This is a genomic window from Brachybacterium phenoliresistens, from assembly GCF_039530785.1.
In the GTDB taxonomy this organism is placed as follows: Bacteria; Actinomycetota; Actinomycetes; order Actinomycetales; family Dermabacteraceae; genus Brachybacterium; species Brachybacterium phenoliresistens.
Genome location: NZ_BAAAOW010000008.1, coordinates 42858 through 60833, shown reverse-complemented (window position 1 = coordinate 60833; position 17976 = coordinate 42858). Strand labels below are relative to the sequence as shown.

At 74.2% G+C, this 17976-nt stretch carries 14 protein-coding genes; all 14 read right to left on the bottom strand.

Annotation, left to right across the window (positions count from 1 at the left end; genetic code table 11):
• Window positions 1-167: 167 nt before the first annotated feature.
• Window positions 168-1304 carry a glycosyltransferase family 4 protein gene (locus ABD234_RS15275; protein ID WP_344358005.1) on the bottom strand — a complete coding sequence of 379 codons (1137 nt, stop codon included), beginning with the start codon at window positions 1302-1304 and terminating at the stop codon, window positions 168-170.
• Window positions 1295-3547, bottom strand: coding sequence for an N-acetylneuraminate synthase family protein (locus ABD234_RS15270; RefSeq protein WP_344358003.1), 2253 nt, complete (start codon window positions 3545-3547; stop codon window positions 1295-1297). The genes ABD234_RS15275 and ABD234_RS15270 overlap by 10 nt, the downstream gene beginning before the upstream one ends.
• On the bottom strand, window positions 3544-4257 hold the full coding sequence (locus ABD234_RS15265) for an acylneuraminate cytidylyltransferase family protein (RefSeq protein WP_344357999.1): 714 nt from the start codon (window positions 4255-4257) through the stop codon (window positions 3544-3546). The genes ABD234_RS15270 and ABD234_RS15265 overlap by 4 nt, the downstream gene beginning before the upstream one ends.
• On the bottom strand, window positions 4254-5375 hold the full coding sequence (locus tag ABD234_RS15260) for a hypothetical protein (protein ID WP_344357996.1): 1122 nt from the start codon (window positions 5373-5375) through the stop codon (window positions 4254-4256). The genes ABD234_RS15265 and ABD234_RS15260 overlap by 4 nt, the downstream gene beginning before the upstream one ends.
• Window positions 5366-6385, bottom strand: a complete 1020-nt coding sequence (locus ABD234_RS15255) for a CgeB family protein (protein WP_344357993.1) — start codon at window positions 6383-6385, stop codon at window positions 5366-5368. Before ABD234_RS15255 ends, ABD234_RS15260 begins: the two co-directional genes overlap by 10 nt.
• Window positions 6382-7329 carry a glycosyltransferase family 2 protein gene (locus ABD234_RS15250; protein ID WP_344357990.1) on the bottom strand — a complete coding sequence of 316 codons (948 nt, stop codon included), beginning with the start codon at window positions 7327-7329 and terminating at the stop codon, window positions 6382-6384. Before ABD234_RS15250 ends, ABD234_RS15255 begins: the two co-directional genes overlap by 4 nt.
• Window positions 7326-9062 (bottom strand): tyrosine-protein kinase domain-containing protein, encoded by a 1737-nt coding sequence (locus ABD234_RS15245; protein WP_344357987.1) that lies wholly within the window; start codon window positions 9060-9062, stop codon window positions 7326-7328. Before ABD234_RS15245 ends, ABD234_RS15250 begins: the two co-directional genes overlap by 4 nt.
• A 293-nt stretch (window positions 9063-9355) precedes the next feature.
• Window positions 9356-10441: a transglycosylase family protein gene (locus tag ABD234_RS15240; RefSeq protein WP_038371600.1), complete on the bottom strand. Its 1086-nt coding sequence runs from the start codon at window positions 10439-10441 to the stop codon at window positions 9356-9358.
• A gap of 212 nt (window positions 10442-10653) precedes the next feature.
• Entirely contained in the window at window positions 10654-12327 is a 1674-nt protein-coding gene (locus ABD234_RS15235; RefSeq protein ID WP_344357983.1) for a molybdopterin-dependent oxidoreductase, read from the bottom strand.
• Window positions 12324-13304 carry an anti-sigma factor gene (locus tag ABD234_RS15230; RefSeq protein ID WP_344357980.1) on the bottom strand — a complete coding sequence of 327 codons (981 nt, stop codon included), beginning with the start codon at window positions 13302-13304 and terminating at the stop codon, window positions 12324-12326. The genes ABD234_RS15235 and ABD234_RS15230 overlap by 4 nt, the downstream gene beginning before the upstream one ends.
• On the bottom strand, window positions 13301-13918 hold the full coding sequence (gene sigK / locus ABD234_RS15225) for an ECF RNA polymerase sigma factor SigK (RefSeq protein ID WP_084148337.1): 618 nt from the start codon (window positions 13916-13918) through the stop codon (window positions 13301-13303). Before sigK ends, ABD234_RS15230 begins: the two co-directional genes overlap by 4 nt.
• A 75-nt stretch (window positions 13919-13993) precedes the next feature.
• The gene (locus ABD234_RS15220) at window positions 13994-14698 is read right to left on the bottom strand and encodes a fasciclin domain-containing protein (protein ID WP_038371596.1); all 705 of its coding nucleotides are present in this window, start codon (window positions 14696-14698) and stop codon (window positions 13994-13996) included.
• A gap of 153 nt (window positions 14699-14851) precedes the next feature.
• Window positions 14852-16594 (bottom strand): pyruvate dehydrogenase, encoded by a 1743-nt coding sequence (locus ABD234_RS15215; protein WP_344357976.1) that lies wholly within the window; start codon window positions 16592-16594, stop codon window positions 14852-14854.
• 311 nt (window positions 16595-16905) lie between these two features.
• Entirely contained in the window at window positions 16906-17952 is a 1047-nt protein-coding gene (locus tag ABD234_RS15210) for a serine hydrolase domain-containing protein (protein WP_344357973.1), read from the bottom strand.
• Window positions 17953-17976 lie beyond the last annotated feature (24 nt).

Genomic DNA, 17976 nt, shown 5'->3' with positions numbered 1-17976 from the left:
ATCGCGCAGGGACACGAGCTGCCGGCTCAGTATCGTCTCGCCCGCGCTTGTGTGCGGGTGCGAATCGATGGCTCGCGTCGCGACGACTGCGAACGCCGCGATCGCTCGCAGACCGTCCAGCTCGCGGTGCCGTTCTCGGCCGGTCACGTCGATGCCCGATGGCCCGCTCATCCCGCCACCCCCTCGTATATCCGCGTCAGCCCCGCACACATCCGCGCCGGGTCACCCGCCCCGCCACGCTCCGGCCGCGATGCGAGATCCATCCCCTGCTGCACGATCACCCGTGCCACCCCCTCATGGTCCTCCGCCGGGACCAGGCATCGCTCCGGCACGATCTCCCGATTCCCGCCCACGTCCGTGGCGACCACGCCCAGCCCGTGGGCCGCGGCGTCCAGCAGCGTGTAGGAGAGGTTCTCCCACACGGAGAGCTGGGCGACCACGTCGTGCTCGGCGAGCGCCGCGGCAGCTTCGACGTGGCCAGGGAAGCGGACGTGGTCGGCGATGCACAGCTCGCGGGCGAGGTCGCGCAGCGCCGATTCGAGCGGGCCGGTGCCGGCAATGGTGACCGTGGCCTCCGGGTGCTCGGCGATGACCAGCGCCATGGCGCGCAGCAGCTGGTCGATCCGCTTCTCGGGCGCCAGGCGGGCCAGCGACAGCACCCGCAGCCCGGGTCGGGGCTGCGGCGGCGTCGCGGGCGGGGCGACCTCGTTGCGGATGACGACCACGCGCGCGCCCCCGCCCCACTGGGCGAGGATCTGCTGGCGGGTCGAGTCGCTGACGGCGATCACCGCGTCGGTGCGCCGCAGCCGGCCGCGGTGCAGGGCCGTCTTGGCGGCGGCCTGCGGCCGGCCGGCCTGGAAGTATCCGCGCACGCCCGAGATGCCGTGCTCGGTCGAGACCAGGCGGATGCGTCGGCCCCGGCCGGAGCGCAGCCCGACGACGGCCGCCGCGCCGGTCAGATCGGCGAAGGCGAGGTGCGTGTGCAGCACGTCCGGCCGCAGGCGCTGCAGGACCCTGCGCACCTCGGCCGTCGCCCGCGCGGCGCCGTCGGCCGGGGAGACCGGACCGGTCAGCACCGGCGCGCCCAGCGCACGCAGGGCCTCGGCCAGCGGTCCCTCGGGGCACAGCACCACGAGCCGCCAGCCGGGCAGCCCGGTGCGCACCACGTCGAGCACGTGCCGAGCGACGCCGCCGAGGTCGGGGACGGGGATCAGCCATAGGGCGCAGGGCAGCGCGCGCCCGGCGCCTGCGGGCGCCTCGGCGCCCGTGCGGCCGGGCCCATCGGTCCCTGGTCTCAGAACCATTCGCGCAGCCGATCCAGGGCCGTGAAGAAGCCCTCTCCCGCGTCCACGTGGCCCATCCAGATCTCGGGGATGAACGGGGCGTCCGGGGCCAGGCGGTCCATGCGCTCGGCGAGGTCCTGGAAGTCGACCTCTCCCTCGCCCACCTGCACGCCCTCGCCGTCCACGCCTACGGAATCCACGATGTGCAGGTGCTCGGTGTACGGGCCCATCGCGTCGATGTACTCGCTGAAGGGGCGGTGGGCGAAGTTCGCGGCGAGCTTCGTGTGGGACACGTCGAAGGTGAGGCGGCGCCCGTAGGTCTCGCAGAACCAGACGGTGTCCTCCGGGTCCATGAACAGGTTGTGGTGCTGCTGTCCGCCCATCAGCCACGGGAACGGCGGCAGGGTCTGCGCGGTCAGGCGCACCCCGGACTCGTCGATCCGCTCCAGGCCCTGCTGGACCCGCTCGTACAGCGGGTACCTCTCCTCGGGGGCGAGGTGGCGGTCGGGCAGGAACCCGCCCATGGTGACGATGACGATCGGGTCCAGCTCGCAGGTGAAGTGCTCGCGCAGGTCCCGCGCGAGGTCCACGACGCGCTGCACCTCGAGGATCGAGCGCTCGAAGATCGCCTCGTCCGGGGAGGCGAGGTCGATGAGGAAGTCGCCGGGGTACAGGTCCGGGGCGTGCACGGTGACGAACTGCTCGAGCTTCTCCCCCGGGGCGAAGATCTCGCCGAGGGGCAGGTCCATGTCCTTCGCGCTCTGGTGGAACTCGAGGAAGTCGGGCCGGGAGATCTCCAGCAGGCTGCGGAAGTCGTGGAAGCGCACCGGCAGCCCCCACGGGCGGCGGAAGCTGTAGTCGCCGCGGGCCTGGGGCCGCCCAGCGAGGTCGCCGGGGTAGAAGAAGTCCCCGGCGGGCACGTCGCGGTGCAGGGTCGCCCCCAGCAGGGCGCCGCGCTGGTGGGGCTGCAGGCCGCGGCCGGGGCTCTTGACGTCGACGTCCGCGGCGGTGACCACGTCGCCGGAGCGCAGGTCGCGGGCGGCGACCAGGGACTTGGCGAGGTTCACGCGGTTCATCAGCTCGCCGGTGGACAGCTCGCGCGGGGCCGCCGAGCCGAGCGCGGACTCGACCTCGCGGATCTGGCGGACCATGGTCGCGAGCTCCTCGGGCAGCAGGGAGACCTTGTGGTCGTTGCCCTCGAGGCTGCGGTCCACGGTCACGTGCTTCTCGATGATCGCGGCGCCGCGGGCCACGGCCGCGACCGGCACGTGCCAGCCGCGCTCGTGGCCGGAGTAGCCCACGGGGCAGCCGCCGCCCAGCTCGGCGAGGCGGTCCATGTACCGCAGGTTGAGGTCCTTGAACGGGGCGGGGTAGGTCGACTGGGTCTGCAGCAGCGCGAACGGCGCCCCGTGGTGGCGCAGCACCTCCACCGCCCCGGTTATCTCCTGCTCGGTGCTCATCCCGGTGGAGACGATCATCGGCGCGCCGAGGTCCGCGACATGGGCGAGCAGGTCGTGGTTGGTGAGATCGGCGGAGGCGATCTTGTAGCCGGGCAGGCCGTACGCGGCCAGGGCATCGGCGGAGACCTGGTCCCAGGGGGTGCACAGCACGTCGACGTCCCGCTGCGCGCAGTGGTCGAACACGCGGTACATGTCCTCCACCGACAGCGAGTACTTGGCCAGCAGGTTCATCGTGTACTGCGGCCCCAGGTCCTCCCCGCCGGAGGCGGAGCCGCCGGAGCGGTACAGGCTCGCCATGTCGCGCAGCTGGAACTTCACGGCGTCCACCCCGGCCTCCACGCAGCGGTCCACCAGCTGCGCGGCGAGCTCGACGGAGCCCTGGTGGTTGTTGCCGATCTCGCCGATGACCAGGGCCGGGTGGCCCTCGCCGACGGCGCTGCGGCCGATGCTCAGCGTCGCCGCCTTCGGCGAGGCCACCGCCACCAGGCGCCCGCGCTCGTCGACCACGGGGACACGGTCCACCCCGTCGCCGAACAGCGCCTCGATGCGCGCGGTGGGCGTGCCCTCGGGGACGGAGACGAAGCGCGGGTTCGCGGCCTCCATGGCGGGGGCGGCGAGGTCGGGGACCGCCTGGCCCACCAGCCAGCGGCGCACGTCGCCGTCGGTGAGGGCGCCGCGCACCAGGCCGTGGGCGTCCACGAGGAACACCACCCGGGCCTGGTTCTCGCTGATGCGCCGCAGCGCCTCGAGCACCGAGGCCTGGGGGTCGAGCGCGTAGGGGGCCGTGCGGCGGTCCAGGATCATGCGGTCCTCCATCCGAGTCGGGCGAGCATCGCCTCGGCGGCGGCGACGTCGGTGAGGGTGTCGATGTCCACGCCCTCCACCTCGTCCAGGACGAACAGGTCCGTCCGCCCGCCGATGCGGTTGTGCAGGGTGCGGTAGATGTGCGGCGCCGTCACGTACAGGCTGCCGTTCTCGAAGTAGTGCATCTGCGCGGGCTCCAGCTCCTGGCGCCGCGGGCGGGCCGCCGTGTCGTAGGCGGCCTGCGCGCTCTGTCCCGGGCCGGCGGGCAGGCGCCAGAAGAACGGCGACTGCGGCACGACGCCGACCAGGCTGTCGGCCCCGCCGGCGCGGAACTGGGCGAGCGCCCGGCCGATGGTGTCCGGGCGCCGCACGGGCGAGGTCGCCTGCAGCAGCACCACCGCGTCCAGGGTGATGCCGTCGGCCTCGACGACGTCCATCGCATGCTCGACGACGGGCTCGGTGGGGGCGGTGTCCACCGCCAGCTCCGCGGGACGGTCGATCACGCGGGCGCCGTGCTCCCGGGCGACCTGCGCGATCTCCGCGTCCTCGGTGGAGACGGCGACCACCAGGTCCTCCTCGGCATCGGCCCGCCCCTCGAGGGCCTGGGCGATGGTCCAGGCGATCAGGGGCCGCCCGCCCACGGGCAGCAGGTTCTTGCGAGGGATCCCCTTGGATCCGCCGCGGGCGGGGATGACGACGAGGGCGGTCACGCGGCACCGTCCAGGATCTCGGCGAGCGCGGCGGCCGGCTCCGCGGAGGGCAGCAGCGGCGAGGGGGTGGGCCGGGGCGCGCCGAAGCGGCGCATGCCGTAGCGGTCCCACAGCTCGGCCACCCAGTCCGGGGCCTTCGGGGCGAAGACGTAGCTGGGCACCCCGCGGGCGGCGGCCTCGAGCACCCCGGTGGAGAACACGGCGACCACGGGGCTGGTCACCTCCCGCAGCGGGACGTCCGCGGGCGCGAACTCGACGCCGCGGCGCCGCCACACCTCGTGGGTGGCGCGGGAGAGCTTGTCGGTCTCGCTGGGGTGGGGCCGGTACAGCCCGTCATGCAGGCGGCAGAAGGTGTACGCCGCCCCGCCGGTCACCCGGCGCGGCAGCTCCGCGCCGTGCAGCTGGCCCAGGAAGACCGGCCGGGCCTGCGGGTCCGCCTCGGGCGCGGGCTGCGCCGCACCGGCCCCGGTCGTGCCGGCGCCGGCGAGACCGGCCTCGTGGCGGGCCTGCCACAGCAGCTGGGAGCCGATGGTCCGCACCGTGATGTCCTCGCGGCCGGAGCGCCAGAACTCGCCGTCCGCATCGGACCAGGACAGCAGGGTCGTCTCCGGCGGCAGCGGCGGGGCGAAGGGCGTCAGCGCGCCGTGCTGGACGACGAAGGCGGCCGTCCCGGAGGCCGCGGCGTGCTCGTGGGCGATCCGCCCGGCGCCCAGGTGCTGGCCCAGCGACACCACGGCGGTGATGCCGCGGCCGGGCAGGGCCCGGGCGGCCTCCTCGACGTCCATGCCGGCGGGGGCGCTGCCGCTCCAGCCGGCCCCGGCCGTCTCCGGCAGGTCCACGCCGACGGGCGCGAGCACGTCCACCGCCCCGCGCAGGTACGGCAGGGCGGTGAGCAGGCTGGCGCGCGAGGTGGGCGTCGCCGAGTCGACCGCGATCAGCAGCCGCGGCCCCTCTCCCCCGCGCGAGCGCAGCACATACCGCGGGCCGGAGGCCGCGCCGTCGTCCCCGCGCTGCCGGCGCAGCGCCCCCGTCAGCGTGTGCTTGAGCAGACGCCCCCGATGCCGCGTGCGCTCCCATTCCTCCCAGCGCTCGAGACTCGTCGCGTGGATCAGCCCCATAGTGAATCCGCCTCCGTGATGCGGTGGTCGAAGGTGTGCTCTGCCAGGGTGCGCCGCCTGCCGGCCTCGCGCATCCCGTTCCCCCAGGCGGGATCGGCGATCGCCCGGCGGGCCAGGTCCTCGAGCTCCTCGGGGCTGTGCCACACCGCGACCTCCGTCCCCACGTCGTAGAACTGGTCGACGTCGTCGCGGTCGACCAGCTGGACCCCGCCCATGCCGGGGATCTCGAAGGTCCGCATGGCATGGCCGTTCTGCAGGCCGTGGATGGCCACCGCGGCGGCCCCCTCGGCGTGGATCTGGTACGCCCGCTCCAGCGGCACGTCCCGCGAGGCGCGCACCGCCGGGCGGCGCCAGCTGAAGGTGCGCAGGCGGTCCACCGGGTGGCGGGAGAAGTCCCGGCCCCACGCGTGGACGGGCAGCCCGGACGCGGCCAGGCCCGCCAGCAGGCGCCGCCGGTTCTCGTACCCGGAGCCGATGAAGACGATCTCCCCGGTGCGCGCGCCGGTCGGCTCGACGCGGTGGGGGTCGAAGGCGTTGGGGATGAAGTGCGCGTCCACCCCCCGCCCGCGCAGCATCTCCGCCTCGGAGCGGGCGTAGGAGACCACCGGCCCGACCTGTGCGAGGAAGTCGTCCTCGTAGTCGTGGCGGTGCAGGTCGTCGTACAGCCAGAGGATCCGCGGCAGGTCGCCGAGCGCCTCCCAGAACCGTTCGTCCAGGCCGTCGCCCTTGATCACGACGACGCGGTCGGGGCGGAACTCGCGCATCCGGGCGATCACGCGCTCGGTGAGGCGTCGGTTCTCGGCCCGGCGCACGTCCCCGGGCAGGTGCAGGCGCTCGGGCAGCTCGACGGTCGTCTTCAGGCGCAGCTTCTCCGCCGTGGTGTCGTAGGCGTCGTAGCGCACCGTGCGCACGGTGCACCCGCGGCGGGCGAAGGCGTCGGCGATGCTCGACCAGTAGCCGTGGAAGGTCGGCGAGACCAGCAGCAGCCGCGGGGAGGTGGCCGGGCTCATCGCGGCAGCTCCCGTCCGGCGCGGTGGATCAGGTCCAGCTCCTCGCGGGCCACGGCCAGCGGGGCCACGTCCCGCCCGGCGGCGCGGCGCCCCGCGTTCCACAGGAGGTTCGCGCCGGTCGCGGCGGTCATCCCGGCGCGCAGCAGGTGCACGTGGCCGTGCTTGCGGGCGTAGCGCATGCGGGCGCCCACCAGCCAGCGGCGCCGCCGCTGCTCGCCGCCGGAGGATCCGCCGCCGACGTGCCGCACCTGCAGGTCCGCGTCCAGCAGGGACGGGATGCCCTCGCGGCGCAGGCGCAGCTGCAGGTCGACCTCCTCGGTGTACATGAAGTAGCCCTCGTCGAAGCCGCCGATGCGGCGCACCGCGTCCAGGGGCAGCAGCAGCACGGCGCCGGAGACCCAGTCCACCGCCGTCATGCCGTGCCCGCGCTCGGCGGCGAGGTCGTGGCCGACGGCGCGGTGCAGCAGGTCGCGGTGCCGCTGGGAGGCCAGCGGCACCAGCCACTCCACGACCTGGTGGCCGATGGTGGGGAAGCGCCGCGCGGCGTAGCCCGAGCGGCCCTCCTCGTCGACGCTGCGCACCCCGACCACGGCGGGCTGCCAGGGGGCGGCGTGGGCCAGCAGGTCGCGGGCGAAGCCCTCCGGCAGGCGCAGGTCGGAGTTCAGCACGAGCGCGAGATCGAGGCCGTCCTCGGCGGCGAGGGCCTCCAGTCCCGTGTTCACGGCGGCGCCGAAGCCGCCGTTGCGCGCGCGGCGCCGCAGGGCGACGCCTGCAGGCAGGCGCGATGCGTCGATCGGCTGCGGGGAGGCGTCGTCGACCAGGAGCACGCGCGCGAGCCGATGGGCCGCGGGCACGTGCTCCCCGACGAGGTCGTCCAGCAGCGGGAGCACCGGGTCGAGGGGCCCGTGGACGGGGACGACGACCCCGAGCCTCTCGAGGGTCATCCCCGGCCCTGGTCGTGTGCGGCGCGACGGCCGCGGGACCGCGTGTGGTGGACGCCGGAGGGCTTGGTGGACTGCACGGGACGCACGGTCTGCGCCGGGTCCTGCGCCCAGGCGGAGGGCTCGTCCTCGGCATCGGCCCCGGGAGCCGAGGCCGCGGGGGCCGACGTCGCGGGAGCCGAGGTCGCGGGGGCCGTGGTCGCGGAGGTCGCTGCGGCCGGGACGGCCCCGGAGCCGGCAGCGCCCGGGCGCGGCGCGAGGGGCTCGGGACCGCCGGCGGCCTCGACATCGACCGGCTCCGCATCGACGGGGGCGTCGCCGTAGCCGCCCTTGCCGGCGTAGCCGTAGCGCTCGTAGCCGCCGCCCCCGTAGCCGTACTCCGCATCGCCGTAGGCGAGGCGCGTGAAGCGGCTGGAGCTGATGCGGTTCAGGACGACGCCGTAGACCTTGCCGCCGATCGCGCGGATCGCCTCGACCGAGCGGTCCAGCCCGGCGGAGCGGGTGCGGCCGGAGACGGTCACCACGATGGCGCCGTCCACGTGCCGCGACAGCAGCTGGGCGTCGGTCACGGCGAGCACCGGCGGAGCGTCGACGATCACGAAGTACCGGCGGGAGAGCTCGTCGATCAGCTCGTGCATGCGGCGCGAGCCCAGCAGCTCCGAGGGGTTCGGGGGGACGTGCCCGGCCGGCAGCAGGGCGAGGCCGCGGGTGCCGGAGGCCTGCAGCGCGTCGTCCAGGGCCACCGCCCCGGCCAGGACCTGCGAGAGGCCCACCGCGCCGTCGATGCCGAACTCGTCGGCGACCATCGGCCGGCGCAGGTCCGCGTCGATCAGCAGGGTGGGCTGGCCGGCGCGCGCCATCACGCGGGCGAGGTTCGCCGAGACCGTCGACTTGCCCTCGCCCGGTGCGCTGGAGGTGACGACGATCGAGTGCGGCGGCGCGTCCACGTCGACGTAGCGCAGGTTGGTGCGCAGCTTGCGGATCGCCTCGCGCGAGGCGAAGCCGGAGGGATCGTGCAGGCGCCCGTCCTTCCCGCGGCCCAGGTCCTTGTCGTCCGGGAGGGTTCCCAGCAGCGGGGCGTCGGTCACCGCGGCGAGGTCGTCGGCCGTGCGGATGCGGGTGTCGTTGCGGTCGCGCAGCCAGGCGATGGCCAGGGCGATGAGCAGCCCTGCGGCCGCGACCGCGGCGATGTACAGCTTGCGGTCCGGGGACAGCGGGGCGCCGGGGACCAGGGCGTTCTGGTAGGGCACCAGGGTGACCGAGACGTTCGCGGAGGAGTTGCCACCGGACTCGAGCTCGAGGGCCTCCGCGGCGGTCGCGGTGACGGCGGAGTTCGCGATGTCGGAGGCCTGCTGCGGGGTGGAGGCGAAGGCGGTGACCGTGATGATGGGGGCGTTGGGGTCCAGGGTCGTCTGCAGGGAGCCGGCGACCTGGTCGGCGCTCTGGGGCAGCCCCAGCTCCTCGACCACGCGCTCGCCCACCGCGCGGGTGGTGAACAGCGGCAGGTAGGACTGCGCCTTGGCGTACTGGAAGTCCATGTTCCCGCTCGCCTGCGAGATCGGGTTGCCGTCCTCATCCATCTGCGAGCTCGCCGAGACGTAGCCGAGGGCGCTCGCCGAGTACACCGGGGTCCGCGTGAAGGAGATGCCCAGACCGGCGGCGGCGCCCAGCACCGTGACGAGGATCAGCAGCAGCGCGTTGCGCAGGAGCAGTCGGAGGAAATCTTCAATCGTCACTGCGACACCGATCTGGAGAGGGAGAGAGCGCGGACCCTCCCATCCTACGGTCGCCCCGCTCGTTACCTGCGGGTACGCGCCAGCGGGCGACCCGGCACCGGAAGTTCATCGCCGCAGGTCAGAGGGGGTAGACACTCACAGGGGCAGCGGGACTGCGCATCCGTGACCGGATCGCAACCTCCCGTAGCCGCCCCGCACCGCCCCCGATGCGCGCACACCCCCGGAACCGGGGATCACCGGTTCCGGGGGTGTGCATCGGCGGCGGCGGCGGAGGCCGCAGGCGCCGCCCGCGATCAGCGGGCGTTGAGGAACTGCTGGAGGGAGCGCACGGTCCCGGAGTCGTAGCGGAAGTCGCGCGAGCCGTCCTGGCTGGCGCCGATGGCGGCCTGCAGCTTGCGGGTGGTCTCCGGGCCGATCTTCCCGTCGACCTCCGCGCCGATCTTCTTCTGGAGGACCTTCACGTCCGCGGTGGACAGCGAGCCGTCCTGGCTCACGCCGATCCAGCCCTGCAGGGCGCCGGTGGTCTTCGGGCCGAACTTCCCGTCCACGACGAGATCCGCGGAGGAGCTCGAGCCGCCGGCGCTCGTCCCGCCGCCGACGATCCCGGTCGCCCCGGTGTTGAGGTAGGTCTGCAGGGACTTCACGGTGCCGGAGTCGTAGCGGAAGTCGCGCGAGCCGTCCTGGCTGGCGCCGATGGCGATCTGCAGCTTGCGGGTGGTCTCCGGGCCGATGTACCCGTCGACCTTCGCGCCGATCTTGCTCTGGAGGGCCTTCACGTCCGCGCGGGAGAGGGAGCCGTCCTGGCTCACGCCCACCCAGCCCTGCAGGGCGCGGGTGGTGGCCGGCCCGAACTTGCCGTCGACCACGAGCGCCGAGGAGCTCGAGCCGCCGGAGCCGGAGCCGGCGTCCGAGCCGCCCCCGGAGCCGGCGGGCTGCGCGTTCGGGTCCGCGCCGCCGTTGGCCTTGGTCAGGCCCGCGCGCTGGCCGCAGGTGGGCCAGGCGCCGGGGCCCTGGGTGTACAGGGTGCGCTGGGCGACGGCGATCTGCTCCGCCTTGGAGGCCTTGTCGGCGGTGGTCGCGTACTCGGTGCCGCCGAAGGCCTGCCAGGTCGAGCGGGAGAACTGCAGGCCGCCGTAGTAGCCGTTGCCGGTGTTGATGGACCAGTTGCCGCTGGACTCGCACTGGGCGACCTCGTCCCAGACGGTGCCCTCGGCGCTCGCGGAGGTCGTGCCGGCCACGCCGATGCCGGCGGCGACGACGGCGCCGCCGGTCATGGCGACGATCTTGGAGAAGAGGCGGGCGCCGCGGAACAGCACGGCTCCCCCTTCGGCGCGGTGGGAGTTGCGGGGCGCGGAGGCGCGACGGGTGGCGGTGGCCATGGGGACTCCTGGGTCGGGCGGGCGGGGAAGTGCGGGGAAGGACGGCGCGCGAGCGCACGTGCACCTGCCACGATGCCAAGGCCCGCGGCGCAGGTCACGCCGGGCGAGGAAGTCCGGGCACCCGCTTTGCCGAATCTTTACGAAATCCTGCGGCGTGTCGCGTTCTCATGGCGCGATCATGGCGCGTCGCCCGGTCCGGGGTCCGGGGCAGGTCATGCCACCTTGAAGCGGATCTCATGCCATCCGCTCGCGCCGTCCGGCACGGGATCGGCCCGCTCGGCCGTCTGCTCCTGCCCGTCGCCGTCCACGGCCCGGACGGTCACCGCATGCCTCCCGGCATCGGCCCCGTCCCAGCGCAGGGACCACTGCGTCCAGCAGTCCTCGCTCACGGAGGCGGCGAGCTCGGCATCGCGCCACGGCCCCTCGTCGATGCGCACCTGCACCGCCGAGATCCCCCGCTGCTGCGCCCAGGCGGTGCCGCCGAGCATCACCGCCCCCTGCGCGTCGCGCTCGAGCACCGCGAAGGCGCGCGGGACGTCGATCCGGGAGGCGATCTTGATCGGCCCCCGCTCGGACCACCCGCGATCGGTCCAGTAGGCGCGGTCGTCGGCGAAGCGCGTCACCGTCAGCTCCGTGAGCCACTTCGTGGCCGAGACGTAGCCGTACAGCCCCGGGACCACCATCCGCACCGGGAACCCGTGCTCCGGCGGCAGCGGGGCGCCGTTCATGCCCACGGCGATGAGGGCGTCGCGGCCGTCCCGCAGCGCCTCCAGCGGCGTGGAGGCGGTGAAGCCGTCGACCGAGCGGGAGAGGACCATGTCCGCGCCCTCGCGCACCCCGGCCATCTCCAGGATCGTGCTCACCGGCACGCCCAGCCAGGTGGCGTTGCCGGCGAGGTCCCCGCCCACCGGGTTGGAGACGCAGGTCAGCGTGATGTGCCGCTCGAGCATCGGCAGCGCGAGGAGCTGGGCGAGATCGAGCACCACCTCCCGGCGCACCAGCCCGCCCACGCGCAGGCGCCAGGTCTGCGGATCGACCCGCGGCACGGCCAGCGCGGTGTCGATCCGGTAGAACTCCGCGGTCGGCGTGAGGAACGGGGGCATCCCCGCGACCTGCGACTGCGCCTGCTCCGGGATGGCCGGCGCACTGCTGCGGGGAGAGGGCAGGGCGAAGGCGCGCGCCGCACGCCCGGCCGCATCGCGCGAGGCGTGCAGCGCCCGCGCCCCGACGCCGAGCGCCCCGAAGACCAGGCCCGCCCCCGCCGTCACCAGCAGCGGACGGCGGCGCACACCCGCCGCCTCGGGCCCGGCCCCGGGCGCGGCCGGCGCGGGACGCATCATCCGGCCGAGCGCCCGCAGCACCACGATCCCCGCGGCGGTGCCCAGCAGGACCGGCAGCGCATCGGCCGGTCCTGTGCCCGCCCGGGTGAGCACGATCCCCGCCGCCGCGACGCCCAGGCCGCCCACCCCGAGCATCGCGGCCCGCGGCCGATGCGCCCCGAGGATCCCGAGCAGAGCCATCACGGCCCCGTAGACGGCGAGCATCGACGCGAACAGCGCGGCCTTGTCGTAGGTGCCGAACAGGGCGATCGCCGCGTCCTTCACCCACGGCGGGATGACGTCGATGAACGCGCCGCCGATCGCCACCAGGGGCGCCGAGGCGGCGCTCAGCGGCAGCGAGGCGAGCTCCGCCACGGCGAGCAGCGCGGCCCCCGCGACGAGGCCGATCAGCGCCGACCCCCAGGGCAGCCGCCGCAGCCTCGCGCCGGACGGCGAGCGCCGCAGGCCCCGGCCCGACGGCGCCCGCCGCGCGGCCGGGCCGGACGGCGAGCGCCCCGGGGTCGGGCCCGCCGGCGAGCGCCGCGGGCCTTCGCCGTCGGAGCTCACAGCTGCCCCTGGGCGACGATCGCGTCCGGCGTCGGCGAGACCGAGCCGCCGGCGGGCTCCACGGAGATGGCGAGCGTGGTCACGCCCTCCATACCCCGGGTGAGCACCAGCGTCGAGTCGTCGGCGGACATGGTCGCCACGCTCTCGGGGCGCTGCGGATCCTCGATCAGCCACATCTGGTACTCCTTGCCCTCCGGGAGCGCCGGCAGGCCGGAGGTGGTGACCACCATGGCGCCGTCCTCGACGGAGTAGAGCAGGTCGAGGGCGCCGCCGCCGTCGACCGGCACGGAGGTGCTCGCCGTGTCATCGGCCGCGAGGATCGTCGAGACGACCGCCTGCTGGCGCGCCGTCTCCGCCTGCGTGGATTCCAGCGCCTCGATCCGCATCTCGGCATCGCGCTGCTGGGACCTCTCGGCCGTCCACAGCGCCGCGCCGCCGATGCTCGTGGCCAGCAGCCCGACCGCTGCCACCGCGAGCCAGCGCGAGCGCCGCACGCTCGCCCGGTAGCGGTCCAGCGGCACGACCTGCCCGGGCCGCTCCTCCCGGTGCGGGGTGCTCTCCGGCATCGGGCCTGCCCGGTGCCGACCGCCGTCGCTGCGGACGCTGTCGCCTCGGGTGCCGTCGCCGCGGACGCTGTCGCCCGTCGCGGGGCCGCGGCCGGTGCCGTCCCGGCCGTCCGGGGTGCCGGCGTCGTCCGGCGCCGTGCCTGCGGCCGGAGCCTGCGGCGCATCGGCCGCATCCTCGGGGGGCAGCTGGCGGGTCCGGGCGATCCGCGAGAGCACATCGTCCTTGAGTCCGGGAGGCGGGGCGATGGGATCCAGGGAGAGGGCCAGGGCCGCGGCGGTCTCCCGGAAGGAGCGCGCCTCCGCCGCCGCCTCGGGGTCGCTCTCGAGGTACTCCTCGATGTCGGCCCGCTCCGTGTCGTCGACGGCGTCCAGCGCCCAGGCGCCCGTGAGCTGATGCCTGTTCTCGGTCACGAGGTCACCCCCAATCTGTCCCGCAGGACGATCATGCCGTCCCGGATGCGTGTCTTGGCCGTTCCCACCGGGATCCCCAGCAGGTTCGCCACCTCCCGATGGCTGTAGCCGCCGAAGTAGGCCAGGCCGATGGCGTCACGCTGCAGCTGCGTCAGCGACCGCATGGCCTGCTCGACGCGCCGCACCTCGACGCGGCGGACCCCTTCCTCCTGCACGTCGACCACCGTCTCCTCGACCCGGTGCAGCCCCTCGGCGGAGTCCCGCCGGCGGGACGCCTCCTGCGAGCGCACCGCGTCGACGGCCCGCCGATGGGCGATCGTGGACAGCCACCCGCTGGCCGAGCCGCGCGCCGCATCGAAGCGGGTCGCCTGGCGCCACACCTCCACGAAGACCTCCTGGAGGACCTCCTCGCTCATCGGCACGTCCCGCACCACCCGTCGCACCAGGGCGAACAGGCGCGGGCTCACCGCGTCGTAGAGCGCGGAGAACGCGGCCTCGTCCCCGAGCGCGGTGCGGCGCACCAGCTCGACGAGACGGGCCTCGGGATCCTCCTCCGCGCGCGGCAGCGGCCGCGGGCGGTCGGTGGGACCCCGCTCGGACGAGTTCACGGACATGCCCCCTCCTTCATCGGACCGAGGGCGGACGGGCCCGCAGGCTCCGTCCGTCCCCGGCGGTCGGCCATCGGTCCGTCAGCTCGCGTCCGCCATCGACGGCGGCATCAGCACCGTGTCGACGAGGTAGACGGTAGCGTTCTGCGTCTTCACGCCGCCGCAGATCACCGCGGCGCCGCCGACCATGAGCTCGTCGCCGCCGCCGGTCACCTCGACGTCCTCGCCCTGGACCGTGGTGTGCGTGCCGACGATCTCGTCAGGGGAGATCTGCCCGGGGACCACGTGGTACGTGAGCACCGTGGTGAGGGCGTCGGAGTCCCCGGCGAGCGCCGTGAGGTCCGCCTCGGGGACGGCCTCGAAGGCGGTGTCCACCGGGGCGAAGACGGTGAACTCGTCGCTGTCCAGGGTGCTGGCCAGGTTCACGTCGGGGTTCAGCTCGCCGGAGACGGCCGCGGTCAGCGTCGTCAGCAGCGGGTTGTTGGACGCGGCGACGCTCACCGGGTCCAGCGCCATCCCGGCCACCGACCCGGCTCCGTCGGGGACCTGCGCGGCGTAGTCCGCACAGCCCGGGCCGACGAGATCCGCCGCCGGGTCCGCCATGTCGGAGCCGCCGTCGGAGGCGGCCATGCCCTCGCCCGACTCCTCCTGCGTCGTCTCCTCCTGCGCCGCGGGGGTCGCCTCCCCGTTCCCGGACTCCTCCATCGCACCGCCCGAGCAGGCGGTGAAGACCACCATCGAGGCGGCGAGCATGCCGATCGCCGGCAGCAGCTTTCGCGTGTTCATCCCAGGCTCCTTCGTGACTCTTCCTCGGATCACGCCCGGGGACCGAGCGCGATGCCGCCCGTGCGGGCGGTGTCTCGCACGGAGTTCGGAGCCGAGGGCCGGATCGGATGGGTCGAATTCCGCCCGATCCGGCCCCGCCGGCGATGCCGCAGGTCAGCGCGGGATGTTGCGCAGGTTCGAGGCGGCCATGTCGAGCATCCGGCCCACTCCCCCGGCGAGCACGACCTTCGTGGAGGCCGTGGCGAAGCCGCGGATCTGCTGGGCGGTGATCTTCGGCGGCATCGACAGGGCGTCGGGGTCGGTGACCACGTCGATCAGCATCGGCCCCGAGGACTCCAGTGCCGCCTGCAGCTGCGCACGCAGGCGCTTGGGGTCGGTGATGCGCACCGAGGGGATGCCGGCGCCCTGGGCGATCGCGGCGTAGTCGACCGGGGCATGATCGGTCTCGTGGTCGGGGATTCCCTCGACCAGCATCTCCAGCTTCACCATGCCGAGGCTCGAGTTGTTGAACACGACGATCTTCGTGTTCAGGTCGTGCAGGCGCACCGTGAGCAGCTCGCCCATCAGCATGCCCAGCCCGCCGTCCCCGGACAGGGAGATCACCTGGCGGCCCGGGTGCGAGGCCGAGGCCCCGATCGCCTGCGGCAGGGCGTTGGCCATCGTGCCGTGGTGCCAGGAGCCGAACACGCGGCGCTTCCCGTTGGGCGTGATGTAGCGGGCCGCCCACACGTTGCACATGCCGGTGTCCACGGTGAAGACGGCGTCCTCGGCGGCGAGGTCGTCGAGCGTCGCGGCGACGAACTCCGGGTGGATCGGCTTCATGCGCTCCACCTTCTTCGTGTACGCGGAGACCACGCCGCTCAGCGCCTTGTGGTGGGCCTTCAGCATGCGGGTCAGGAAGCGGTTGTCCTTCTTCGCCGAGATCTGCGGCAGCAGGGCGCGCAGCGTGAGCGCGGTGTCGCCGTGCACGGCGAGGTCCAGCGGCACGCGCCGTCCCAGGCGCGAGGCGTCGGCATCGATCTGGACGACCTTCGCGTCCCGGCCGCTGGGCAGGAACTCGCTGTAGGGGAAGTCGGTGCCCAGCAGGATCACCAGATCCGCCTCGTGCATCGCCTCGTAGCAGGCGCCGTAGCCCAGCAGCCCGCTCATCCCCACGTCGAAGGGGTTGTCGTACTGGATCCACTCCTTGCCGCCGAAGGCATGGCCGATGGGGGCCTTGATCTTCTCCGCGAGCGCGAGCGTCTCCTCCCGGGCGCCGGCCACCCCGGCGCCCGCGAACAGCGTCACCGTGCGGGCGGCGTCGATGAGCCCGGCGAGCTCGCGCACGGGCCCGTCGGCCGGCTGGACCGCGCCCAGCTCCGTGGCGAGGGCCTTGGTCAGCGGCCCGTCGACCTCCTCGTCGGCGATGTCGCCGGGCAGCACCATCACCGAGACGCCCCGCTTCGCGATCGCCGTCTGGATCGCGATGTGCAGCAGCGTCGCCCCGTGCTCGCCGGAGGTCACCAGCTCGCAGAAGTGGGAGCACTCCTGGAACAGCGCCTCGGGATGGGTCTCCTGGAAGAACCCGGTGCCGATCTTCCCGCTGGGGATGTGGCTGGCGATCGCCAGCACCGGGGCGCCGTCCCGATGCGCGTCGTACAGCCCCTGGATCAGGTGCGTGTTCCCCGGCCCGCAGGAGCCCGCGCACACGGCGAGCTTCCCGGTCAGGCGGGCCTCGGCGCCGGCGGCGAACGCCGCGGCCTCCTCGTTGCGCACGTGCACCCACTCGATGCCCTCGGTGGTCCGCACCGCATCGACCACGGGGTTCAGCGAATCGCCGACCAGGCCGTAGATGCGCTCCACCCCCATGTCCCGCAGCTGGGTGACGAGCAGTCTCGCGAAGGTGTTCTGGGCCATGGATCTCTCCTCGAACGCAGATGTCGACGCGCACCCCTCGGGCGCAGCGCCCGTGCATGCCTCCACGCTATGCCTGCTCGCAGCGCTCCGGGGAGTCCCCGCCCCACCTGCGATGCACCAGACACCGGCGGGGCGGCGGGGGCGGGAGGATGCCCCGGGGCGGCGGGGCGCGGGACCACGAGGGGCTGGGGCGCATCGGCGGCGAGCACGAACGGCGGTCTCAGGGCCGCGAGCCTGTCAATCGCCTGGCTCGCGGCCCTCAGACCGCCGTTCATGTCCGGCCGGCGCCCCGACTCCGCGCCCTGGCGGGGTCAGAGCTGGGGGACGACGTGGCGCCACAGGGCGCGGAGGATCTCCTGGCTGGGGCTGCCCTCGTGGCGGGAGGTGACGGTGATGACGGCCTCCTGCTGCGGGAGGACGACGATGAACTGGCCGTAGGCGCCGTCCGCGCGCCAGGCGCCCCCGGGGGTGCAGCGCCAGACCCCGAAGCCGTACCGGACGTTCTCGGGGTCCGCGTCGCCGGTCTCGACCCAGGCATGGTCGCTGTGGAGGGCATCGATCCAGGCCTCGGGCACGAGCTGCGGGAAGTCCGCGGAGGCGGCATCGGCCGAGGCCACGGCGGAGGCGTCCGAGTCGGAGGAGGCCGGCTCGGCGTCGACGCGACGGATGTCGGCGGCGCCGGTCCATCGGCCGCGGTCCAGGAGGAGGCGGCCGATGCGGGCGACCTCGCCGCTGCGCAGGTTCAGGCCGGTCGCCGCCCAGGTGCTGCCGCCGCGGTCGGTGAACCACTGCGGGTTGAGGATGCCCAGCGGCTCGAACAGGCGCGGCATGAGGTAGTCGCGCAGGCTGATGCCGGCGCGGGCGGCGACGACGCGGCCCAGCATGTAGACGCCGCCGTTGGAGTACTCGAACTGCGCGCCGGGCTCGCGGACGAGATCGGTGCCGAGGTAGAGGGCCGCGGGGTCGGGGTCCATCCGCTCGGCCTCCTCGAACATGAGCACGGGGCTGCCGGAGGTCATGGTGATCAGGTGGCGCAGGCGGATCCGCTCGACGCCCTCGCCGAGCGCCTCGCGCGGCAGGTCGCTGATCCCCTCGAGGTGGTCGACCAGCAGGTCGTCGAGGTCCAGCAGCCCCTCGGCGCGGGCGATGCCGACGGCGAGCGCGGTGACGGTCTTGGAGATCGAGTAGACCTGCTCGATGGTGTCCTCGACGCGGCGGTGGACGACGTCCTCGGCCTCGCGGGTGCCGGCACGGTGCACGTGGACGGCCCGCACCCCCAGGCGCTCCTCCTCGATGGCGCTGAGCAGGGGCGCGAGGTCGATGTCGGGGGTCCGGGCGGTCGTCGACGATCCGTTCATGTCCATCAGACTATGGGCGGATGC